This is a genomic window from Bartonella silvatica (assembly GCF_040545155.1).
Taxonomy (GTDB): Bacteria; Pseudomonadota; Alphaproteobacteria; order Rhizobiales; family Rhizobiaceae; genus Bartonella; species Bartonella silvatica.
The window spans coordinates 1-15,926 of record NZ_JBEPLI010000007.1 but is presented as its reverse complement, the minus strand read 5'-3'; the positions used below and the strand labels follow the sequence as shown (position 1 = coordinate 15,926).

Here is a 15,926-nt window from a genome sequence, read left to right as displayed (position 1 = left end):
ATAAACAAAAGTGTGTAGGTTATGCATAGTTTCTATTCTTTAGAAGCTATTTTGAAATATTTTTAAGAACCATAAAACTGCTTAAAAAAGGTAGTAAAGATAAGACTTAATGTTTTCCCCTCGCAACACACCCATTTTCTCTAATTAAACTGTCTTCCCATTTCAGAGATCAGTCAAAAAGAGACCTGCAATAATTTCACTCCGATTTACCATTCAAAAAACAATGAAGCATAAATTTTCCAAAGGTTTTTCTAGCCATTTTGATAAACTGTTTTTCATTTCTCGGTGTTCTCTCACCACAAAAACGCATCAGCGTATTTTATATTTTTATTGCCTAAATTGTTTTCAGCGCTATGCTAACGTCTATGTTTTACCTTGCACATATATCAGATTTACATCTTTCACCTCTGCCATCCCCTTCTTTATTTGAACTCTGTGGAAAACGTCTGACTGGTTATCTGAATTGGCAAAAAAACCGCCAAGGACAAATGGCAACAAATGTTCTAAAAACTTTAATGAACACTTTAAAAAAGACCAATCCTGATCATCTTTTAATTTCTGGTGATCTTGTCAACCTTGCGCTTGATAAAGAATTTGAGCAAGCACGGAATTGGTTGCTCAACCAAGGGCAACCTCAAAATATTTCTCTAACATTTGGTAATCATGATGCCTATGTTCGTGGTGCTTTCTCAAAAGCATGTTCTCTATTTCAACCTTGGATTACAGGAGATTTTCCTCAAAATTCTTCCCTTCCCTTTCCTTATATGCGCATTCGCAAGAATATCGCCATTATAAGTGCCTCATCAGCAATTGCCACACCACCTTTTCAAGCTTCTGGATATTTCGGCAAAACGCAAGCACAAGCGTTATCACAACTTTTAAATGAAGCTGCAAAACGTGATCTTTTCCGTGTTGTCATGATACATCATCCCCCCTTTCATCATGCAACCTCTTGGCATAAAAAGTTATGGGGGATTGAGCGTTTTCTCAATGTTATCAAGCATCACGGATGTGAGCTCATTCTTCACGGTCATACCCACCTCCCTACATTGAATATTATAAAAGGCACAGTAAGAAAAATTCCTATTGTTGGCGTTTCTTCTGCATCACAAGCCTTTGGTGATAACAAAACACCACCCGCAAGCTTTAATTTATTTGCCATTGATGGTGAAAATTCTCAATGGCACTGCCAATTGCAACGTTATAGTCTGATCAATCCAAAAAATGAAATCGCCTGTACTGAAATAGTTGATCTTTAAATATTTTATAAGAAAAAACCTCAAATTTGCAAAAACGACCAACCAATGAAAAACATCGTGTATTTCATATCCTTTCAATAATAATTTTCTTGTCTCCACACCAAAAGAACATTTCTGATTACAAATCGAATAACTGTGTGTTTTTTTGAATTCGATAATGATAACATGCCTTTCTCAGAATGAGGACCACCAGCAGAGACAGAAAAAACATTACAAGAGCGCACGCTTGCTCAAAAATTTTTAGTACTTTTAGATGATAAAGTTACACGAAACTCTATTTCCCATGTCACATCTTCCTTTTATATGCTTAATAGAAATAGTGCCCCTATATTCTTTGCAACTGGTCTTTCTGAAGGACAAGGCGATAAATTTCTACAGCTCCCTGTGAGGGTAAGTAAACACAAAACGCAATATGGTATGATTACTGTTACTTTAATATTTTATAAAAAGTTACGATCTTTTCTTCATTCATATCTGGCAAATATTGCATTTTATGGCATTATTTTTCTTGGCTTGTTGTTTTTCTATTGCCTGTTATCGACATCTCATTCATTTGAAAGCAATATTAAAGCGATTGAACATTTTGTATAGAATTCTAACTTTTACATGCCAGGTTAGAAAGAGCGTATTTCGTATGTCTGTTTGACTGATCTCCAAAATTGAACGATAGCCTCACTGGAAAAGTGCATAATTTATTAACATATTGATTTATAATGATAACTATACGTATTACATATTGAATGAAAACCGCGAATATCGTAATCTTTTCTCATTACAAACCTGTTCATATTAACCAAAATCAAGTAATTTGTTTTCGCATCATAAGTTGAAGATAACAGGTGAATAGCAAACACTTAAGAGGAGAGTAAAATACCTCTTATAAATCATCTCCATGCAAGAGATACATAATATTGAGAGAGAATACAAAGTTTCATGAGTCAAAACCAATTTCCATCTTTACCACCTCTCTTGCAAGCAGCTTTACGGCTTTCAAAAATATCCCCAAATATCTTAAAAAAAATAAAAATTGTGCATAATCTCAAGCTTTTATTTCTCGCATTCTTTCATGAATGCCACGTCCCTCATACAAAATAGAATATCATTATATTGCCAATTCACATGCTTTTTTAAAGAGATATCTCTCATTGCTCCTAAACCTATTTTGCAATAGCACCCGTAAAAGATATACTGTAAAATTCACTGAACACCACCTATACACTTATTAGGGAATAAGTCATCACCATCATTTTTTATTTGCCAACTTGTGAATGTTATAATTTTTCTTAATAATGACCATGGCTGCAATAATAAATTGAAAATGTTTTTAATATTTTTCAGAATTCATTCTAAAGTGGTTTTATCCATACACCAGTTTCACTTATGATATGAACATGAACGTTTTATTTGACCAATACGAACAGGTTTGTGTTAACTACATTAAAGTGGTTTATAAGAAATTTTTAAAGCTTTTCCCCCATACTACTCATAACTTACAAAAGCATATTGTCTTTCATTCAAGATAAAAGGACTTACAATAAAGGAAACTTGCTATATTATTTTTTATATAACATAAAACTAATAAATTATATTGCCATCTTACTTCTTATGTATCTCAAAACCTTACTGAATAACTCCTACCTTGAATATTCACTTCAACTTTATTAATATTAAAAAATAGACAAGCATCGCGATTTTTAATATGTATTGAAGAAACTCATTTTTCACACTATTATCGATTATTTCAGGCAAATTGTTCTATATAAAAGGAACAACTGTTGTTCCTGGCGGCAATTTAGCCTCCTCTTCAGGTTCGACATGAATAGAAATACGCACATTATCAAATTCTTTTTGAAGAACACCTTCAATTTTATCGCAAATCTGATGTGCCTCTCCTACTGACATTGCGGCTGGTACCACCAAATGAAACTCTATAAAAGTAACGCGACCAGCAACACGTGTTAACAGGTCATGAACTTCAAGAGCTCCATGTGCATTTGCAGAAATAAGCTCACGAATCCGCATAGTTTCATTTAGTTCAACTCCAACATCCATCAAGCCTTGAACAGCACTCCTAATGATTTTCCAACCTTGCAAAAGGATATTGGCCGCAACAATGATCGCTAAAATCGGATCAACAACTTCCCACCCCCCTAAAAAACCAGCAATCAAACCAATTAAAATAGCAAGTGAGGTAAAAACATCTGTTATGAAATGCATTCCATCAGCTTTAAGAGCTGGTGAACGGTGGGCTCTTCCCTGCCGCAACAACACAAAACCCCACATGTAATTTATGGCACTCGCAATAAGGTGAATAACCAGCCATATCCCCGGTTTTTGCAGCAGTTTGACAGTTGAGAGAGCAAGCCACGCTTCTCTTAAAATAACCATGGCTGCAATAATAATCAGTATCCCTTCAAGAATTGCAGAAAAATACTCCGCCTTATGATGCCCAAAAGGATGGTCATAATCTGCTGGCTTCATACTTATTTTAACAGCCCACCACGCCGCTACTGAGGCTAATATATTGACAATTGATTCCAATGCATCAGAGTAAAGTGCAACTGAACCAGTGATATAATATGCCCAATATTTCAAAGAAAAAACGATACAAGCAACAAAGATAGAGTATATGGTTAAACTTTGTATATTGACTTTTACATTCACCATCACACCCTTTTCTTGACTCGATGAGAAATAATACTTTTGATCCTATAACATATTGATATTTTTGACATACCCCAATATTTTCTCAATATTACAGAAAATTCATAAAATAATAAGTAATTTTCTCATCCCAAACACTTACCCTTATTTTAAATAACCTATTGTTTATCTTATTTTTTATTTTCCCTCATATACATAGCATTATTATCACAGTAACAATCCAATGGTACGATCTAAAATAATGAATAGAGCAACACGAATATAAATAAAATAAGAAAAATCAAACTCTATTTCATAAATTTTTGAGTATCTTATAATGGCTCTATGATAGAAAAACACTTGTTTTTTCTCAAACGTATCATATTGATGACGCCATTTATCAAATTTTTTACAATAATATCCTAATGTAGAGCAAAAAAATCCCTTAGCGCTTCCCCTGCAATCCTATACCCCAATTGCATCACAAAACATGATAGACAAAAACAATTCCCCCATCCACACAAAAAAAGAATCTGGGCATTGGGGACCCAGATTCTTTTCCCTTAAAAATTAAGGATATGCAGAGCTTAGGAAATAGCGGGGACCTAAATCCCTGCACCCGATACGAAAACAAAATATATTGTATTGCACTCGGTATTTATAATATATACCTATAGTTGTAAAATGTCAACAAAAATTCTACTATAAGTTTAAAAATAATGCATTTTTTCATCTTTTTCTTCAAAATAAAGCAAATATCTCATATCTAATAACGGAAACAACGACCAAAAACGCCGATACGAGCTTGAAGAAGCTATACAACAAACCATATACATTTCGGAAATAGTCACAAGATTCGTAAAATCTGATTGGATAGAAAACTCAATCTATTTCTGAAGACAAGGTTATATGGCTAGCATCGCTGTATTAGAATTTTTTCCTTCGCACAACTTATGGCGATAGAAAGCCTTCCAAACTTACACCTTTTCTAGAAAAAATATAACCAGCATATCCCTTTTATAGCATTTTATAAAAAATCATATAGATATACACTCCCCTATGTTTATTGCTATATAATCACGACTGTTTAACTTAACATATTGATATAAATATAAGGTCTTTCTAAAAAAACTTGTATTCTGGTTTGATAGAAATCATGATATTTGTGTGTCGTTTTCGCACTATCACTGCTTTTGCGAATAATTATATTATTATTCCCCTTCGCATCCCCTTTTACTGCACAACAATCACCATTCTTCATAATAAGTGCGAAAAATACTTTATACGCAAAATTCTAATGTAAATGACACTAAAAAAACTCTAAACAATCTAGATTCTCGTCTTTATGCTCTTTTCTCTTCTGCCACATACCCTGTACAGTAAGCAAAAACAATAAAAAGAATAGCATTTCATTTTGAAAATAGAAGGAGGAAATAAACCATGTACAATAAAAATCAGAAACTTTTCATATTCCCGTAGCTTATGATTTTGGCAAAATACCCATAATATTCTAATAACAACACTGGGGGCATCTATTGGAATGATTTTAAAAAATACGACTAAAGGTAATAATACTCAAAGTTGTAAAAAGCTCTAGGAGATGTATCACTTTTATTTATAAGAAGCAGTTGTTTTAATTCCAGAAACAATATCATCTTTTGTTTCCTGATTACACAAAACACGTTTCAACATAGCTTCAGTATCAGCAGCACGTTGCGAATGTGTAACAAATCCTCCTCCTAAAACACGTGCTTCACCATCATTACTATCATAAAAAACACAAGCTTGTCCTGGTGCTACAGCACTTCCATGTTCCAATAAGTCAACAGAAAAAATACCTTCTTTATAATGCAAACGAGCAAGATGAGGAGGACGTGTTGAACGAACTTTTACAGCCACCTCAACACCATCAAGAGAGAAGTTATCCAATGACTCATCACCAAGCCAATTAACATCACGCAAAAAGAGCTTACGTGTTTCCAACATTTCACGTGGACCAACAATAACACGTGCATTTTCCACATCAAGATAAACTACATAAAGTGCTTCCCCCGTTGCCACACCAATACCACGACGTTGTCCAACGGTATAATTAACGATTCCCGAATGTTTTCCTAACACATGCCCATCAATATGCACAATAACTCCGGGATTAGCCGCCTCAGGACGCAATTTTGTGATAACATCAGAATACTTTCCCTGTGGAACAAAACAAATATCCTGACTATCATGCTTATTGGCAACAACAAAGCCCATTTCTGCTGCGATTTCACGAACACGTGCTTTTGGAAGATCCCCAAGTGGAAAACGTAAATAATCAATTTGTTCTTGTGTTGTTGCAAAAAGGAAATAACTCTGATCACGATCAGCATCAAGAGGGCGAAAGAGCGCGCGATGAGCCCCATGCGGACGTGAACGAATATAATGTCCCGTTGCTAAAGCATCTGCACCTAACTCACGTGCTGTTGCTAGTAAATCAGCAAACTTGACTGTTTGATTGCATGCAATACACGGTACAGGCGTTTCACCATGCGCATAACTTTCTGTAAAAGGATCAATCACAGCTTCACGAAATCGTTTTTCATAATCAAGAACATAATGAGGTATCCCCAATGTTTCGGATACACGGCGTGCATCTTCAATATCTTGTCCAGCACAACACGCCCCCACCCGATGCGTTGCAGCACCATGGTCATAAAGCTGCAACGTAATCCCTATAACGTTATAACCTTCCCTTTTTAAAAGACCCGCAACAACCGATGAATCAACCCCGCCCGACATCGCAACAACAACACGGGAATTCTCAGGTGATCCTGGTAAATCAAGACTGTTCAAAAACATACGCTCATTCTCTATTTAGCGGACACCCATTCATGACTATCCTTAATATATACCATTCTATTTTTTTATGCTATTTATCATCCTTTATATATTGTTTTTTTATCCTTTTCACAACCAATAGCATGACTTTCTTAAAAGCGATTGCAAACAAGAAAACAATGATGAAAATAAGGCACTCTGAAAATCCTTTTGACTCTTAAAAAACTAACAAAACAGTGCAAAAAGAACTATTCTAGCTGCTTTACTTTGCATCATATTTTTTACATACAGGCCGACTTTGATTAATTTTTTCTTTCGACAGTTTTAGCTCTTTTTTAAATTTCATGTTTTACAAGCGAGTCGAGTCCTTGACTAAAGGTAGAGGATATAATGACCAACTTGATAAAAACACAAATGAAATATGTTATTGGGCCAGATGGAAGTCCACTGACGATTGCTGATCTACCACCAAAAACAACAAGGCGTTGGGTCATTCGTCGCAAAGCTGAAGTTGTTGCAGCTGTCAGAGGTGGATTGTTAAGTCTTGATGAAGCATGTCAACGTTATACTTTGACTGTAGAAGAATTTCTTTCATGGCAAAGTTTAATTGATGAACATGGTTTAGCGGGGTTACGAACAACCAGAATCCAACATTACAGGCATTAATCGCCATTGATAGTGATTCGATAATGGCTCAAAATACCTTTCAAACAGCCAAACTTAAAAAGGTTTGGCTGTTTTGATTCTTCTGCATATTAAACATTACAAAAAACTTATTTTCAAATTGCAGCTTACACTATCCAGTCATTGTGCTCGATTGAACTAAAGTGCCTCTGTCCCCTGCATCTTCCTTCTTTTCCCGCTCTTCAAGGAGTTGTGCACGTTGTAACTCCATATTGGCTTCATGGAGAGCAATTTCAGCATTTGTTTTTTGAAGTTGCAAATCACGAATCGAATTTACCAAGTTATCACGCCTCTGTCGTGCGGCACGCGCAAAAGCAGAATAAGCAAAATGGTGAACATCATTATTTCCAGATTTGCGTTCTTCGTTAATAATTTGTGCTTCCAACTCTAATACCATTCGCTCAAATTCTGCGATCATCATCTCAAGCTGTGCAATTTCACGTCTCTTCCCACGCGCTTGAAACATCCTCAATCGCACTACACTTTTCCGTGGCTTCATACTGATAACTCCTTGATTACGCCAACTCAAAATTTGTATTCTTACCTAATATTGTGAGTTCCATTTTTTTCTGACAAAAACAGTCCACTTTTAATTTTAAACTATCACTTTCTGGCTCTCCTCATAAAGCCTCTGTGAACAGAACATACTTTAAAGAAAAATAACCATTTCTTCACTTTTCATCTCCACTATAAAAGGAAGAAATTTAAAGCTCGGTAAATAAAAAATAAAATGGTAAAAAGTAATTTAAAAGAATCTATTACTACACTTTTTGAAAGCTTAACTTTAAGAGAAAAGCGCATCATTTTTTTTATTCAATTTAAAAATATACGATTTTTCTAAAATAATTTTGAAGCCTCTTCCAAAAATAAAAATATTTTGTTAACCACTATCATGGATAGTGGGGGACTTAGTAGTGAATGTTACGCGTACTACTAAATATTCATAAATACTTTTTAATTAAGTGTTTGATTCTATGAATTGTTTTTTTATAAATAGTGGTTTTGCCAACTGTTTAAAATAGAAATGCTACTTATGATTCGTAAGAAGCAAAATGAGGGACTTAAAAATGCGCGTATTATTGATTGAAGATGATAAAGCAATGACTCAAAGCATTGAGTTAATGTTAAAGTCAGCAAACTTTAATGTTTATATTACTGATCTGGGAGAAGAAGGAGTCGACTTAGGAAAGCTTTATGATTATGATATTATTCTGCTTGATTTAAATTTACCTGATATGTCAGGTTACGATGTCCTACGGACCTTAAGATTGGCAAAAATCAAAACTCCTGTCCTTATCCTGTCCGGTATGAATGCCATTGAAGATAAAGTACGCGGCTTTGGTTTTGGTGCAGATGATTATATGACAAAACCATTCCATAAGGATGAGCTCATTGCGCGTATTCACGCGGTTGTTCGTCGCTCAAAGGGGCATGCACAATCTGTTATTGTTACCGGCGATCTTACCGTGAATCTTGACGCAAAAACTGTTGAAATTTCTGGACATCCAGTTCATTTGACTGGTAAAGAATATCAAATGTTAGAGCTTCTCTCTCTACGTAAGGGGACAACTCTCACCAAAGAAATGTTTCTCAATCATCTCTATGGTGGAATGGATGAACCAGAGCTTAAAATTATCGACGTTTTTATCTGTAAACTACGAAAGAAGTTAGAAGCGGTCTCTCCTCATGCGAATTACATTGATACAGTCTGGGGACGAGGTTATGTATTACGTGATCCAATTGAAGAAAATATTCGTAAGACCGCTTAAGCAGTGAAAATACACATTGTAAAATCTCGGAGTGTAGCGGGCCGAGATTTTTTCTCTGTTACAGTGTAAAGGCTCGCGCACAAAATTTTTTATTGATCAATCATTCTTAACATTTAAGGACTTCAAAAAGCCGTTTACGATTATTAACCACTATAATTTAAACCCTCCTTTCTTAATAATTTATACAACTTAAATGTTGTCTTCTTCAAAGCTTCTTCACACTTTCCAAAATAACATGCGATTCAGTTTCCTCAATCTTGATTTTCATATCTGTCATTTTAGCAAGCAAGACTGTATAATAAAATTGAATGACATGAGCATCAGTAATTTCTTCCTGAATTTCTCCATTATATAATGCAATAAAATAAGTAGGAATGCGCAAAGCTGTACTATGAATCTCAAATCGGAAAGAACGCATATTCTCATTATGCAAAATCGTTATAACAATGTCTCCCCCGCGGGAAACTGTTGCATTTGCAATTAATAATAAATTAAGTAAAAGTTTAATCTCATTTTTGGGCAAAAGAAGAGAAGGAGCTTGCCATGTTAAAGTTGCTTTTTCTTCTTTCATATATTGTTGAGCAACCTGCTCAGCAGAGCGTGTATCTATTTGCCCCCCACTTGTTCCTGCAAAACCAAAAGCCAATCGCGCAAACTGCAAACGTGCAGAAGCACTTGCAACGGATAAACGCACCAATTGTAAGGCATCTTCCTCAGATCCCCCTTCATCATAGAGCTCCATTGCATTTTGAATCGCGCCAACTGGTGAAATCAGATCGTGGCAAATGCGGCTACAAAGTAGAGCAGCAAGATCAGTAGACTTCAAAGCAACAGAAAATGTCATATGACTAAAAACTCCTAAAGTTAAAAAAACTCTGCTTTAAAGCAAAATTCTTAACATCCAGTGCACAGATATGAGATACTTAAAAAAAATACGCTCATTTTTTAGAAACAAATTCAAGAATTTAAATAACCTTACATCTTATTTTTTATTTGAATAGAATGAAAATCCTAATATTATCTCCTTATTTGTAACTGATAAAAGGAAAAAACTCTATGGTTCTCTCTCTTCTTATACGCTGGTACAAAAACATTGTATTTTTAATCTTCCTTTTATTTATCATCATAAATTCTGCAAATGCTCATCCCCAGCCAATCGATCCAAACGAGCCTCATTACTCTCTGCAAGAAATCATCGATTCAGGTCATACTTTTTTTGGAAAAACCGCCAGCGGTTTAGCTGTTGCAATTCAAAATATTTTTTCGCGATATGGTTATCCAAATGCCTATATTTTAGGGGAAGAGGCTTCTGGTGCCTTCTTTGCTGGATTAACCTACGGAGAAGGAAAAGTTTTTACCAAAAGCTATGGTTATCATAAAGTTTTTTGGCAAGGGCCTTCCGTTGGATGGGATTTTGGTGGACAAGGTTCTCGTTTAATGATTCTCATTTATGATCTTAATAATATAAATAATTTATGGGGACGCTATGGTGGTATTTCAGGTTCGGCCTATTTAATTGCAGGTGTTGGTTTTCATGTTCTTAAAAATAAGAATGTTTTATTGGTTCCGATACGTACAGGAATTGGTGCACGTCTTGGTATTAATGTAGGATATTTAAAACTAACTCCTACACCAACATGGAACCCATTTTAAATGAACTCTTAATTGAAAAGGAAATTTATGTTTATCCAATCATTTCTTTTTTTCATTCTCGGAGTTGCCTTCACTACTTGGTTATTGGTGCTCTTTTCTCCTCTTATTTGGCGAAAAGCTATTCATTTTGCACGCGAATATGTCTGTACAAAATTTCCATTATCCTACACTGAAGTACAAGCCAACTACGACTTTCTCTGTGCAAAACATGCTGTCGAATTGGCACATAACGAACAAAAATACAATTTTTTACAAAAGAAATATGCTCAACAGAAGATACAATTAAGCCAAATAACGGAACAACTTTATCGATTATGTCTTTCCACACAAAGTGCAAATTCTTCTGCTAAAGCAGCGACGACCACCGAACAAAATATCATCACAACGAATACTTTCATGATGGAAATCAAAACTATGCGTGAAAAAATTGCAAATTATCAGCAACGTTTACAAAATATTCAAACCAATGCGCTTGACACCACAAAAAACCTGCAACTTCTCCATGAACTGCGTGAAGAAATAAAGGAATTAGCAGCGACATTAACTGCTCAAATCGCATTAAAAGAAGGTGAAGCATCCCCCATCAATAGACTTATCCAAAAATCTAAAAGCAAAGATGATCTGGCATCACGTATTCGTAAAAAAATAACCAATATTAAAAAAAATTCTTTACATAAGTTATTTTTTTAACAACTTTACGTAAATATCTAGCGTGAACGTTAAATTTTTCATCCTGAAAAAAATTAGGTATAAACCCATATCATAAGCTATGCTTTTCATAGCATAGCCTCTAACTTTTGCTTTATTTTTAGTTACAATTTCAAAAATATCTTTCAATAGATATAATCAAACACAGCCCCATTAATAAAGATTTTTAAAGATAAAACACTCTCTCAAAAATGATAAAAATCTCTTATTTTCTGGATAATCATATCCTGATCATTATGCGTTAAATAAGGGTGCATTGGCAAACTTAAAACACAATCTCCTAAAGTCTCAGAAACATGAAGAGCGTTTTTAACATAAGAAAAATGTTTATAAGCTCGTTGTTGATGCAATGGAGTCTTGTAATACACCATTGTCGGAATTGAGTTTTTCTGTAAATAGTCCTTTAGCTTGTCACGCTCTTTCACCTTAATCGTATATTGTGCATAAGCACAGCGGCTACTCTCTTCCACTTCTGGAACTGTAACAATATCTTTTAAAGAATTGGAATAATACCGAGCAATAGCCCCACGCTTTTCCATCTCATCTTCAAAAATAACAAGTTTCTCCAGCAAAATTGCAGCTTGAATGCTATCTAAACGCGAATTAATACCAATACGCACATTGTCATATTGCGTTTCCCCCTTACCATGAAACCGAATAGAATGTAAAAGCTCAGCCAAATCATCATCATTGGTCATCATGGCCCCTCCATCACCATAACATCCTAATGGTTTTGCAGGGTAAAAACTTGTTGCGGCGACATCACCAAAAGCTCCACACATGATATTGCCACGTCTTCCCCCCATCGATTGAGCAGCATCCTCAATAACAAAAAGATTTTCTTTTGCCGCCACTTTAGCAATTTGTGCATAATCAGCAGAAAGTCCAAATAAATCCACAGCAATAATTGCCTTTGGTTGAAGACGTCCCTCTTTTCTAATCATTTCGATCGCTTCACAAAGTCTTTCAACATCAATATTAAACGTATCAGGCAAAACATCCACGAAAACAGGTTCAGCTCCCACCAATGCAACCACTTCAGCTGTTGCAGAAAATGTGAAGCTAGGACAAAAAACAGCGTCCCCAGGGCCAATATTTTTAGCCATAAGAGGCATCTTCAATGCATCCGTCCCATTGGCACAGGCAATTACATGTTTAACGCCGAGATAATCTGCTAATCGCTCTTCAAACTCTGTTACTTTTGGCCCTAAAATATATTTGCCGCTGGCAACTACATGCGCAATTGCAGAATTAATTTTGTCTTCAATACGCGCACGCTGCGCTCCAAGGTCGATGAATTGCATATTAACTCCATTAATCATCGTAATAATGCAAAAGCACTGCTTATTTCTTTCATTTATGATAATTGATACTAGCAGCCGTTAAAATACGTAAAACATTAATAGCATCATAACCATTTGTACGAGGTATTTGACGTGTTACAATACAATGAAGAAAATGCTGTAATTCACGCGTAAGCGGTAAATCTTCACAAACCTCAATATAATTCAAATCGTCATTACGAAAATTCCACTTTTGATTCTCTTTCCAAACAGAAAAATTATGTAATGCCAATTTACGACTCCACGGCTCTAGATCATCAAAAATAAGCGTAGCCTTTGTGCCAACAACAATTAAACGTCTTTCACGATAAGGACTAAAACGCGAAGCAAAAAGATGGCTACGAATCCCATTTGGAAAATCCATATGAATATGAGCAAAATCTAAATGTTGATCAATGACAGCAGCTCCTTCACCCCGAATTTCCAAAGGTTCACATCCTGTTAAAGCCAAAATCATTGAGAGATCATGAGGAGCCAGATCCCATAAAGCATCACTTTGTGTATGAAATTTTCCAAAACCTAACCGATGAGAATAAATATAACGTACATCCCCCAAATCTCCATTTGCCACCAATTCACATATTTTTTCAAAAACAGGGTGAAACCGCAAAATATGCCCCACCATAAAGAGCCGTTCATATTGCCTAGCAGACTGAACTTGACGCTCGGCATCGGCAATATTTAAAGCGATTGGTTTTTCAACCAAGACATCTTTACCATTTTTCACGGCACGTATCACATTTTCTGTATGAAATTGTGGAGGCAGCGCTAGCACAAGCGCATCAATATCTTTGCAAGTAAAAAGATTATCGGCAGAAATAGCTTTAACACCATACATATCTGCAAAACTTGCAGTACGATCAATATCAACATCAGAAACGGCCACTAAAGCCCCAAGTTCGTGGAGTGTCCGTATATGATTTCCACCCCAATAACCACATCCTAAAACCGCTACACGTGGCACCATTTTTATGCATTACCTTACTTAATCATATAAAAAATATATTTTCTTCTATTCCATATCGGGGTTGAAATAGAATGACAAGCAAAAAGCTTAAAAACGATGCTTGACATCTCACTATTCTACCTTTTATATCCCCAAAAGATAAAATAAGTTTTCCTGTTTATTCTGGCGGAGTAGCTCAGTAGGTTAGAGCAGAGGAATCATAATCCTTGTGTCGGGGGTTCAAATCCCTCCTCCGCTACCATGTTATCTCTGTTTATGTCTGTTGTAGCTTGTCACTAGGTTTTGTATATTTTGCCACTAGGTTTTGTACCAATTTATTTTTTTTCAAAGAGTTTTAAAGGTGTTCTCAAAGGGTCTTCAAAGACCTTTCAAAGATCATTTAAAGTCTCTTTTTCTTTTCTGCTCAAAATCGCAATTTTTGATGATCAATCATTGAGTTGGAATCGTATTATTTGAGAAGCAGCGTATATAAGATGTGTTCACCTCTTTTATCTTAAATTGATTGATAGTTTTTCCGTACCCCAAACACATTATTCAAGTACATTATTAAAAGAAAGAAGCGTTTAAGGAATTCGGTCAACTTGACCAAATTGCTCTTCAGTCTGCAATTGGTGCAAGTTGCACCTATTCCTTACCTCCACACCAAAGTGCGAACTTTTGATTTTGGTCTCAATACTCTTCAACACCGATCAAAGAGTCAAGTTGCCCCTTTGATGTTCTGTCACTCAGAGGTTTATTTTTCTCCTGCCTCTTTTCCCTTGTCTGGTGCCTCAAAGGTAATTTCTGTGGTATAACCGCTTTGTTTCTCATAGCAGTGGGTGACAGTGGAAGCTTTCCATGGACCATTAATTTGCATACGAAACCCTTGAAGAAGCAGAGGTTGATCCGCCATGATTTCTGGTCGCCCCTCAAGGGTCAAAGAACCACTGCCCACAGCACGGCAAAGTCGATCTGATTCTGAAGCAGCAGCAGCTCGTGCTTCCTCCTCACAAGGATAACAACTGCGCAGACGCCGCACAGAACCACAAAAACCCGTCTGATGCTGGACTGACAACTGCCGCCCTGTTGAGCGATCAAAATAAGAAGATTCTATGGTGCCGTATTGCGTGCGTGGCTCTAATGTGAATTCCCAGTTAGAACAGTCGTGCTTATGGATGTCGAGTGCTGGTAAATTGTCACCGCTTAAAAATAAAAACTTATTGTCCTTGATCAAAAAGCGTGCCTGCATACGGTCAGCAAGGCGGGTTAGAAAATCAACAGCCGATTGATCTGTACGAATCACATAAGGCAAAGTTTGTTGAGTGAACTGAGGACTGACCTTTGCTTGATAGCCATGGCGTTTGGCAAGTGTCTCAACAATCTCACCAGTGGTTTTGTGGTCAAAATGTTCACTCACCTGTTCTTTGAGTTCCTTGCGCATCGAGGCGCTTTTGCCACAAAGGCGCAAAATCTCTCCATCACTGCCACCACAACTTACAACCGATTCGACAACAAAACACCCCATAAAAGCACTGATGCTTCCCTCATAACCAAAAACCACCTGTAGAGTGCTGTTGTTTTGGGGAACCTCTAAATCATTGCCAATATCATCAAACTCTGCTTCAAATGTATCAGATTCATTGCCAGCATGATCCGTGATGGTTGCCGTTAAAAGACGTTGGTAAAAAACCTCGTGAACAGGTTTATCTCCCACCTTGACCACAATAAAGGAATGTGTGCGTCTTAATCCCATAACCGCTTCACCGCACTTTGAGGATTAACAAAAACAAATTCAAGCAGAAGAACATTTAAGCCCAACGGTAAAAGAGCACCATATTTGGCAACATCCGGATTGGCTTCCAGTGTAGCTTCTAAATAGCCTCTCAGTAGCCCAACTTGGAAACGATCTCCTAAAACAGACATGGCATGTTCAAAGCAGATGAGATCAAGACTCATATCCTCTAGCTCTACAACAACCTGCTTTTGGGGTATCTTCATTGCGTATATCCTTGTGGTTTTCCGCCATTGAAAAAGGGCAAGAGAGTAATGGAATAGCGAATACGCTGCGATTGACCAGAGCTGCTGATATAATCGTGGTCTT

At 36.2% G+C, this 15,926-nt stretch carries 13 protein-coding genes, 1 tRNA gene and 1 pseudogene; 6 read left to right on the top strand and 9 right to left on the bottom strand.

Going from position 1 to position 15,926, the window contains the following annotated elements:
• Positions 1-353 precede the first annotated feature (353 nt).
• Complete coding sequence (locus tag ABID23_RS04195) at positions 354-1,259, top strand: metallophosphoesterase family protein (RefSeq protein WP_354189641.1); 906 nt, start codon at positions 354-356, stop codon at positions 1,257-1,259.
• Between the two features lie 1,755 nt (positions 1,260-3,014).
• Here the strand turns inward: ABID23_RS04195 and ABID23_RS04190 are convergent.
• Together ABID23_RS04190 and mnmA are read right to left on the bottom strand one after the other, a co-directional pair.
• Positions 3,015-3,923: a cation diffusion facilitator family transporter gene (locus ABID23_RS04190; protein WP_354189723.1), complete on the bottom strand. Its 909-nt coding sequence runs from the start codon at positions 3,921-3,923 to the stop codon at positions 3,015-3,017.
• A 1,590-nt stretch (positions 3,924-5,513) separates the two neighbouring features.
• The gene (gene mnmA / locus ABID23_RS04185) at positions 5,514-6,743 is read right to left on the bottom strand and encodes a tRNA 2-thiouridine(34) synthase MnmA (protein ID WP_354189639.1); all 1,230 of its coding nucleotides are present in this window, start codon (positions 6,741-6,743) and stop codon (positions 5,514-5,516) included.
• 369 nt (positions 6,744-7,112) lie between these two features.
• On the opposite strand from mnmA, the gene sciP reads away from it, so the two are divergent.
• A complete protein-coding gene (gene sciP, locus ABID23_RS04180) occupies positions 7,113-7,388 on the top strand; it encodes a CtrA inhibitor SciP (RefSeq protein ID WP_004863244.1) in 276 nt (91 codons plus the stop codon).
• Between the two features lie 130 nt (positions 7,389-7,518).
• On the opposite strand, the gene ABID23_RS04175 is transcribed toward sciP, so the two are convergent.
• Positions 7,519-7,905 carry a flagellar export protein FliJ gene (locus tag ABID23_RS04175; protein WP_354189637.1) on the bottom strand — a complete coding sequence of 129 codons (387 nt, stop codon included), beginning with the start codon at positions 7,903-7,905 and terminating at the stop codon, positions 7,519-7,521.
• A gap of 568 nt (positions 7,906-8,473) precedes the next feature.
• On the opposite strand from ABID23_RS04175, the gene ctrA reads away from it, so the two are divergent.
• Positions 8,474-9,175 (top strand): response regulator transcription factor CtrA, encoded by a 702-nt coding sequence (gene ctrA, locus ABID23_RS04170; protein ID WP_354189635.1) that lies wholly within the window; start codon positions 8,474-8,476, stop codon positions 9,173-9,175.
• Between the two features lie 205 nt (positions 9,176-9,380).
• Here ctrA and chpT read toward each other — a convergent pair whose 3' ends face one another.
• The gene (chpT, locus tag ABID23_RS04165) at positions 9,381-10,019 is read right to left on the bottom strand and encodes a histidine phosphotransferase ChpT (protein WP_354189633.1); all 639 of its coding nucleotides are present in this window, start codon (positions 10,017-10,019) and stop codon (positions 9,381-9,383) included.
• 212 nt (positions 10,020-10,231) lie between these two features.
• On the opposite strand from chpT, the gene ABID23_RS04160 reads away from it, so the two are divergent.
• Both ABID23_RS04160 and ABID23_RS04155 read left to right on the top strand, forming a co-directional pair.
• Positions 10,232-10,828: a DUF1134 domain-containing protein gene (locus ABID23_RS04160; protein WP_354189631.1), complete on the top strand. Its 597-nt coding sequence runs from the start codon at positions 10,232-10,234 to the stop codon at positions 10,826-10,828.
• A gap of 27 nt (positions 10,829-10,855) precedes the next feature.
• Entirely contained in the window at positions 10,856-11,518 is a 663-nt protein-coding gene (locus ABID23_RS04155; protein WP_354189629.1) for a hypothetical protein, read from the top strand.
• Between the two features lie 203 nt (positions 11,519-11,721).
• Here the strand turns inward: ABID23_RS04155 and ABID23_RS04150 are convergent, their stop codons facing one another.
• Positions 11,722-12,840 carry a DegT/DnrJ/EryC1/StrS family aminotransferase gene (locus ABID23_RS04150; RefSeq protein WP_354189627.1) on the bottom strand — a complete coding sequence of 373 codons (1,119 nt, stop codon included), beginning with the start codon at positions 12,838-12,840 and terminating at the stop codon, positions 11,722-11,724.
• Between the two features lie 49 nt (positions 12,841-12,889).
• Positions 12,890-13,846: a Gfo/Idh/MocA family protein gene (locus ABID23_RS04145; RefSeq protein ID WP_354189625.1), complete on the bottom strand. Its 957-nt coding sequence runs from the start codon at positions 13,844-13,846 to the stop codon at positions 12,890-12,892.
• 164 nt (positions 13,847-14,010) lie between these two features.
• On the opposite strand from ABID23_RS04145, the gene ABID23_RS04140 reads away from it, so the two are divergent.
• Positions 14,011-14,087: transfer RNA gene (locus ABID23_RS04140), tRNA-Met, on the top strand.
• A gap of 492 nt (positions 14,088-14,579) precedes the next feature.
• On the opposite strand, the gene ABID23_RS04135 is transcribed toward ABID23_RS04140, so the two are convergent.
• The 3 genes and pseudogenes from ABID23_RS04135 to ABID23_RS04125 all read right to left on the bottom strand — a co-directional run.
• Entirely contained in the window at positions 14,580-15,578 is a 999-nt protein-coding gene (locus tag ABID23_RS04135) for a phage late control D family protein (protein ID WP_354189623.1), read from the bottom strand.
• Positions 15,569-15,823, bottom strand: coding sequence for a tail protein X (locus tag ABID23_RS04130; protein ID WP_354189621.1), 255 nt, complete (start codon positions 15,821-15,823; stop codon positions 15,569-15,571). Before ABID23_RS04130 ends, ABID23_RS04135 begins: the two co-directional genes overlap by 10 nt.
• Positions 15,820-15,926, bottom strand: a pseudogene (locus ABID23_RS04125) (phage tail protein); the annotation flags it as partial. The gene ABID23_RS04130 and the pseudogene ABID23_RS04125, both read right to left, overlap by 4 nt.

What these genes read in the sequence shown, in the direction of transcription:
- ABID23_RS04195 (WP_354189641.1), top strand. Translation starts at nt 354, where the DNA reads ATGCTAACGTCTATGTTTTACCTTGCACATATATCAGATTTACATCTT.
- sciP (WP_004863244.1), top strand. Translation starts at nt 7,113, where the DNA reads ATGACCAACTTGATAAAAACACAAATGAAATATGTTATTGGGCCAGAT.
- ABID23_RS04175 (WP_354189637.1), bottom strand. Translation starts at nt 7,905, where the DNA reads ATGAAGCCACGGAAAAGTGTAGTGCGATTGAGGATGTTTCAAGCGCGT.
- ABID23_RS04130 (WP_354189621.1), bottom strand. Translation starts at nt 15,823, where the DNA reads ATGAAGATACCCCAAAAGCAGGTTGTTGTAGAGCTAGAGGATATGAGT.
- mnmA (WP_354189639.1), bottom strand. Translation starts at nt 6,743, where the DNA reads ATGTTTTTGAACAGTCTTGATTTACCAGGATCACCTGAGAATTCCCGT.
- ABID23_RS04145 (WP_354189625.1), bottom strand. Translation starts at nt 13,846, where the DNA reads ATGGTGCCACGTGTAGCGGTTTTAGGATGTGGTTATTGGGGTGGAAAT.
- ABID23_RS04160 (WP_354189631.1), top strand. Translation starts at nt 10,232, where the DNA reads ATGGTTCTCTCTCTTCTTATACGCTGGTACAAAAACATTGTATTTTTA.
- ABID23_RS04155 (WP_354189629.1), top strand. Translation starts at nt 10,856, where the DNA reads ATGTTTATCCAATCATTTCTTTTTTTCATTCTCGGAGTTGCCTTCACT.
- ABID23_RS04150 (WP_354189627.1), bottom strand. Translation starts at nt 12,840, where the DNA reads ATGCAATTCATCGACCTTGGAGCGCAGCGTGCGCGTATTGAAGACAAA.
- ABID23_RS04135 (WP_354189623.1), bottom strand. Translation starts at nt 15,578, where the DNA reads ATGGGATTAAGACGCACACATTCCTTTATTGTGGTCAAGGTGGGAGAT.
- ctrA (WP_354189635.1), top strand. Translation starts at nt 8,474, where the DNA reads ATGCGCGTATTATTGATTGAAGATGATAAAGCAATGACTCAAAGCATT.
- chpT (WP_354189633.1), bottom strand. Translation starts at nt 10,019, where the DNA reads ATGACATTTTCTGTTGCTTTGAAGTCTACTGATCTTGCTGCTCTACTT.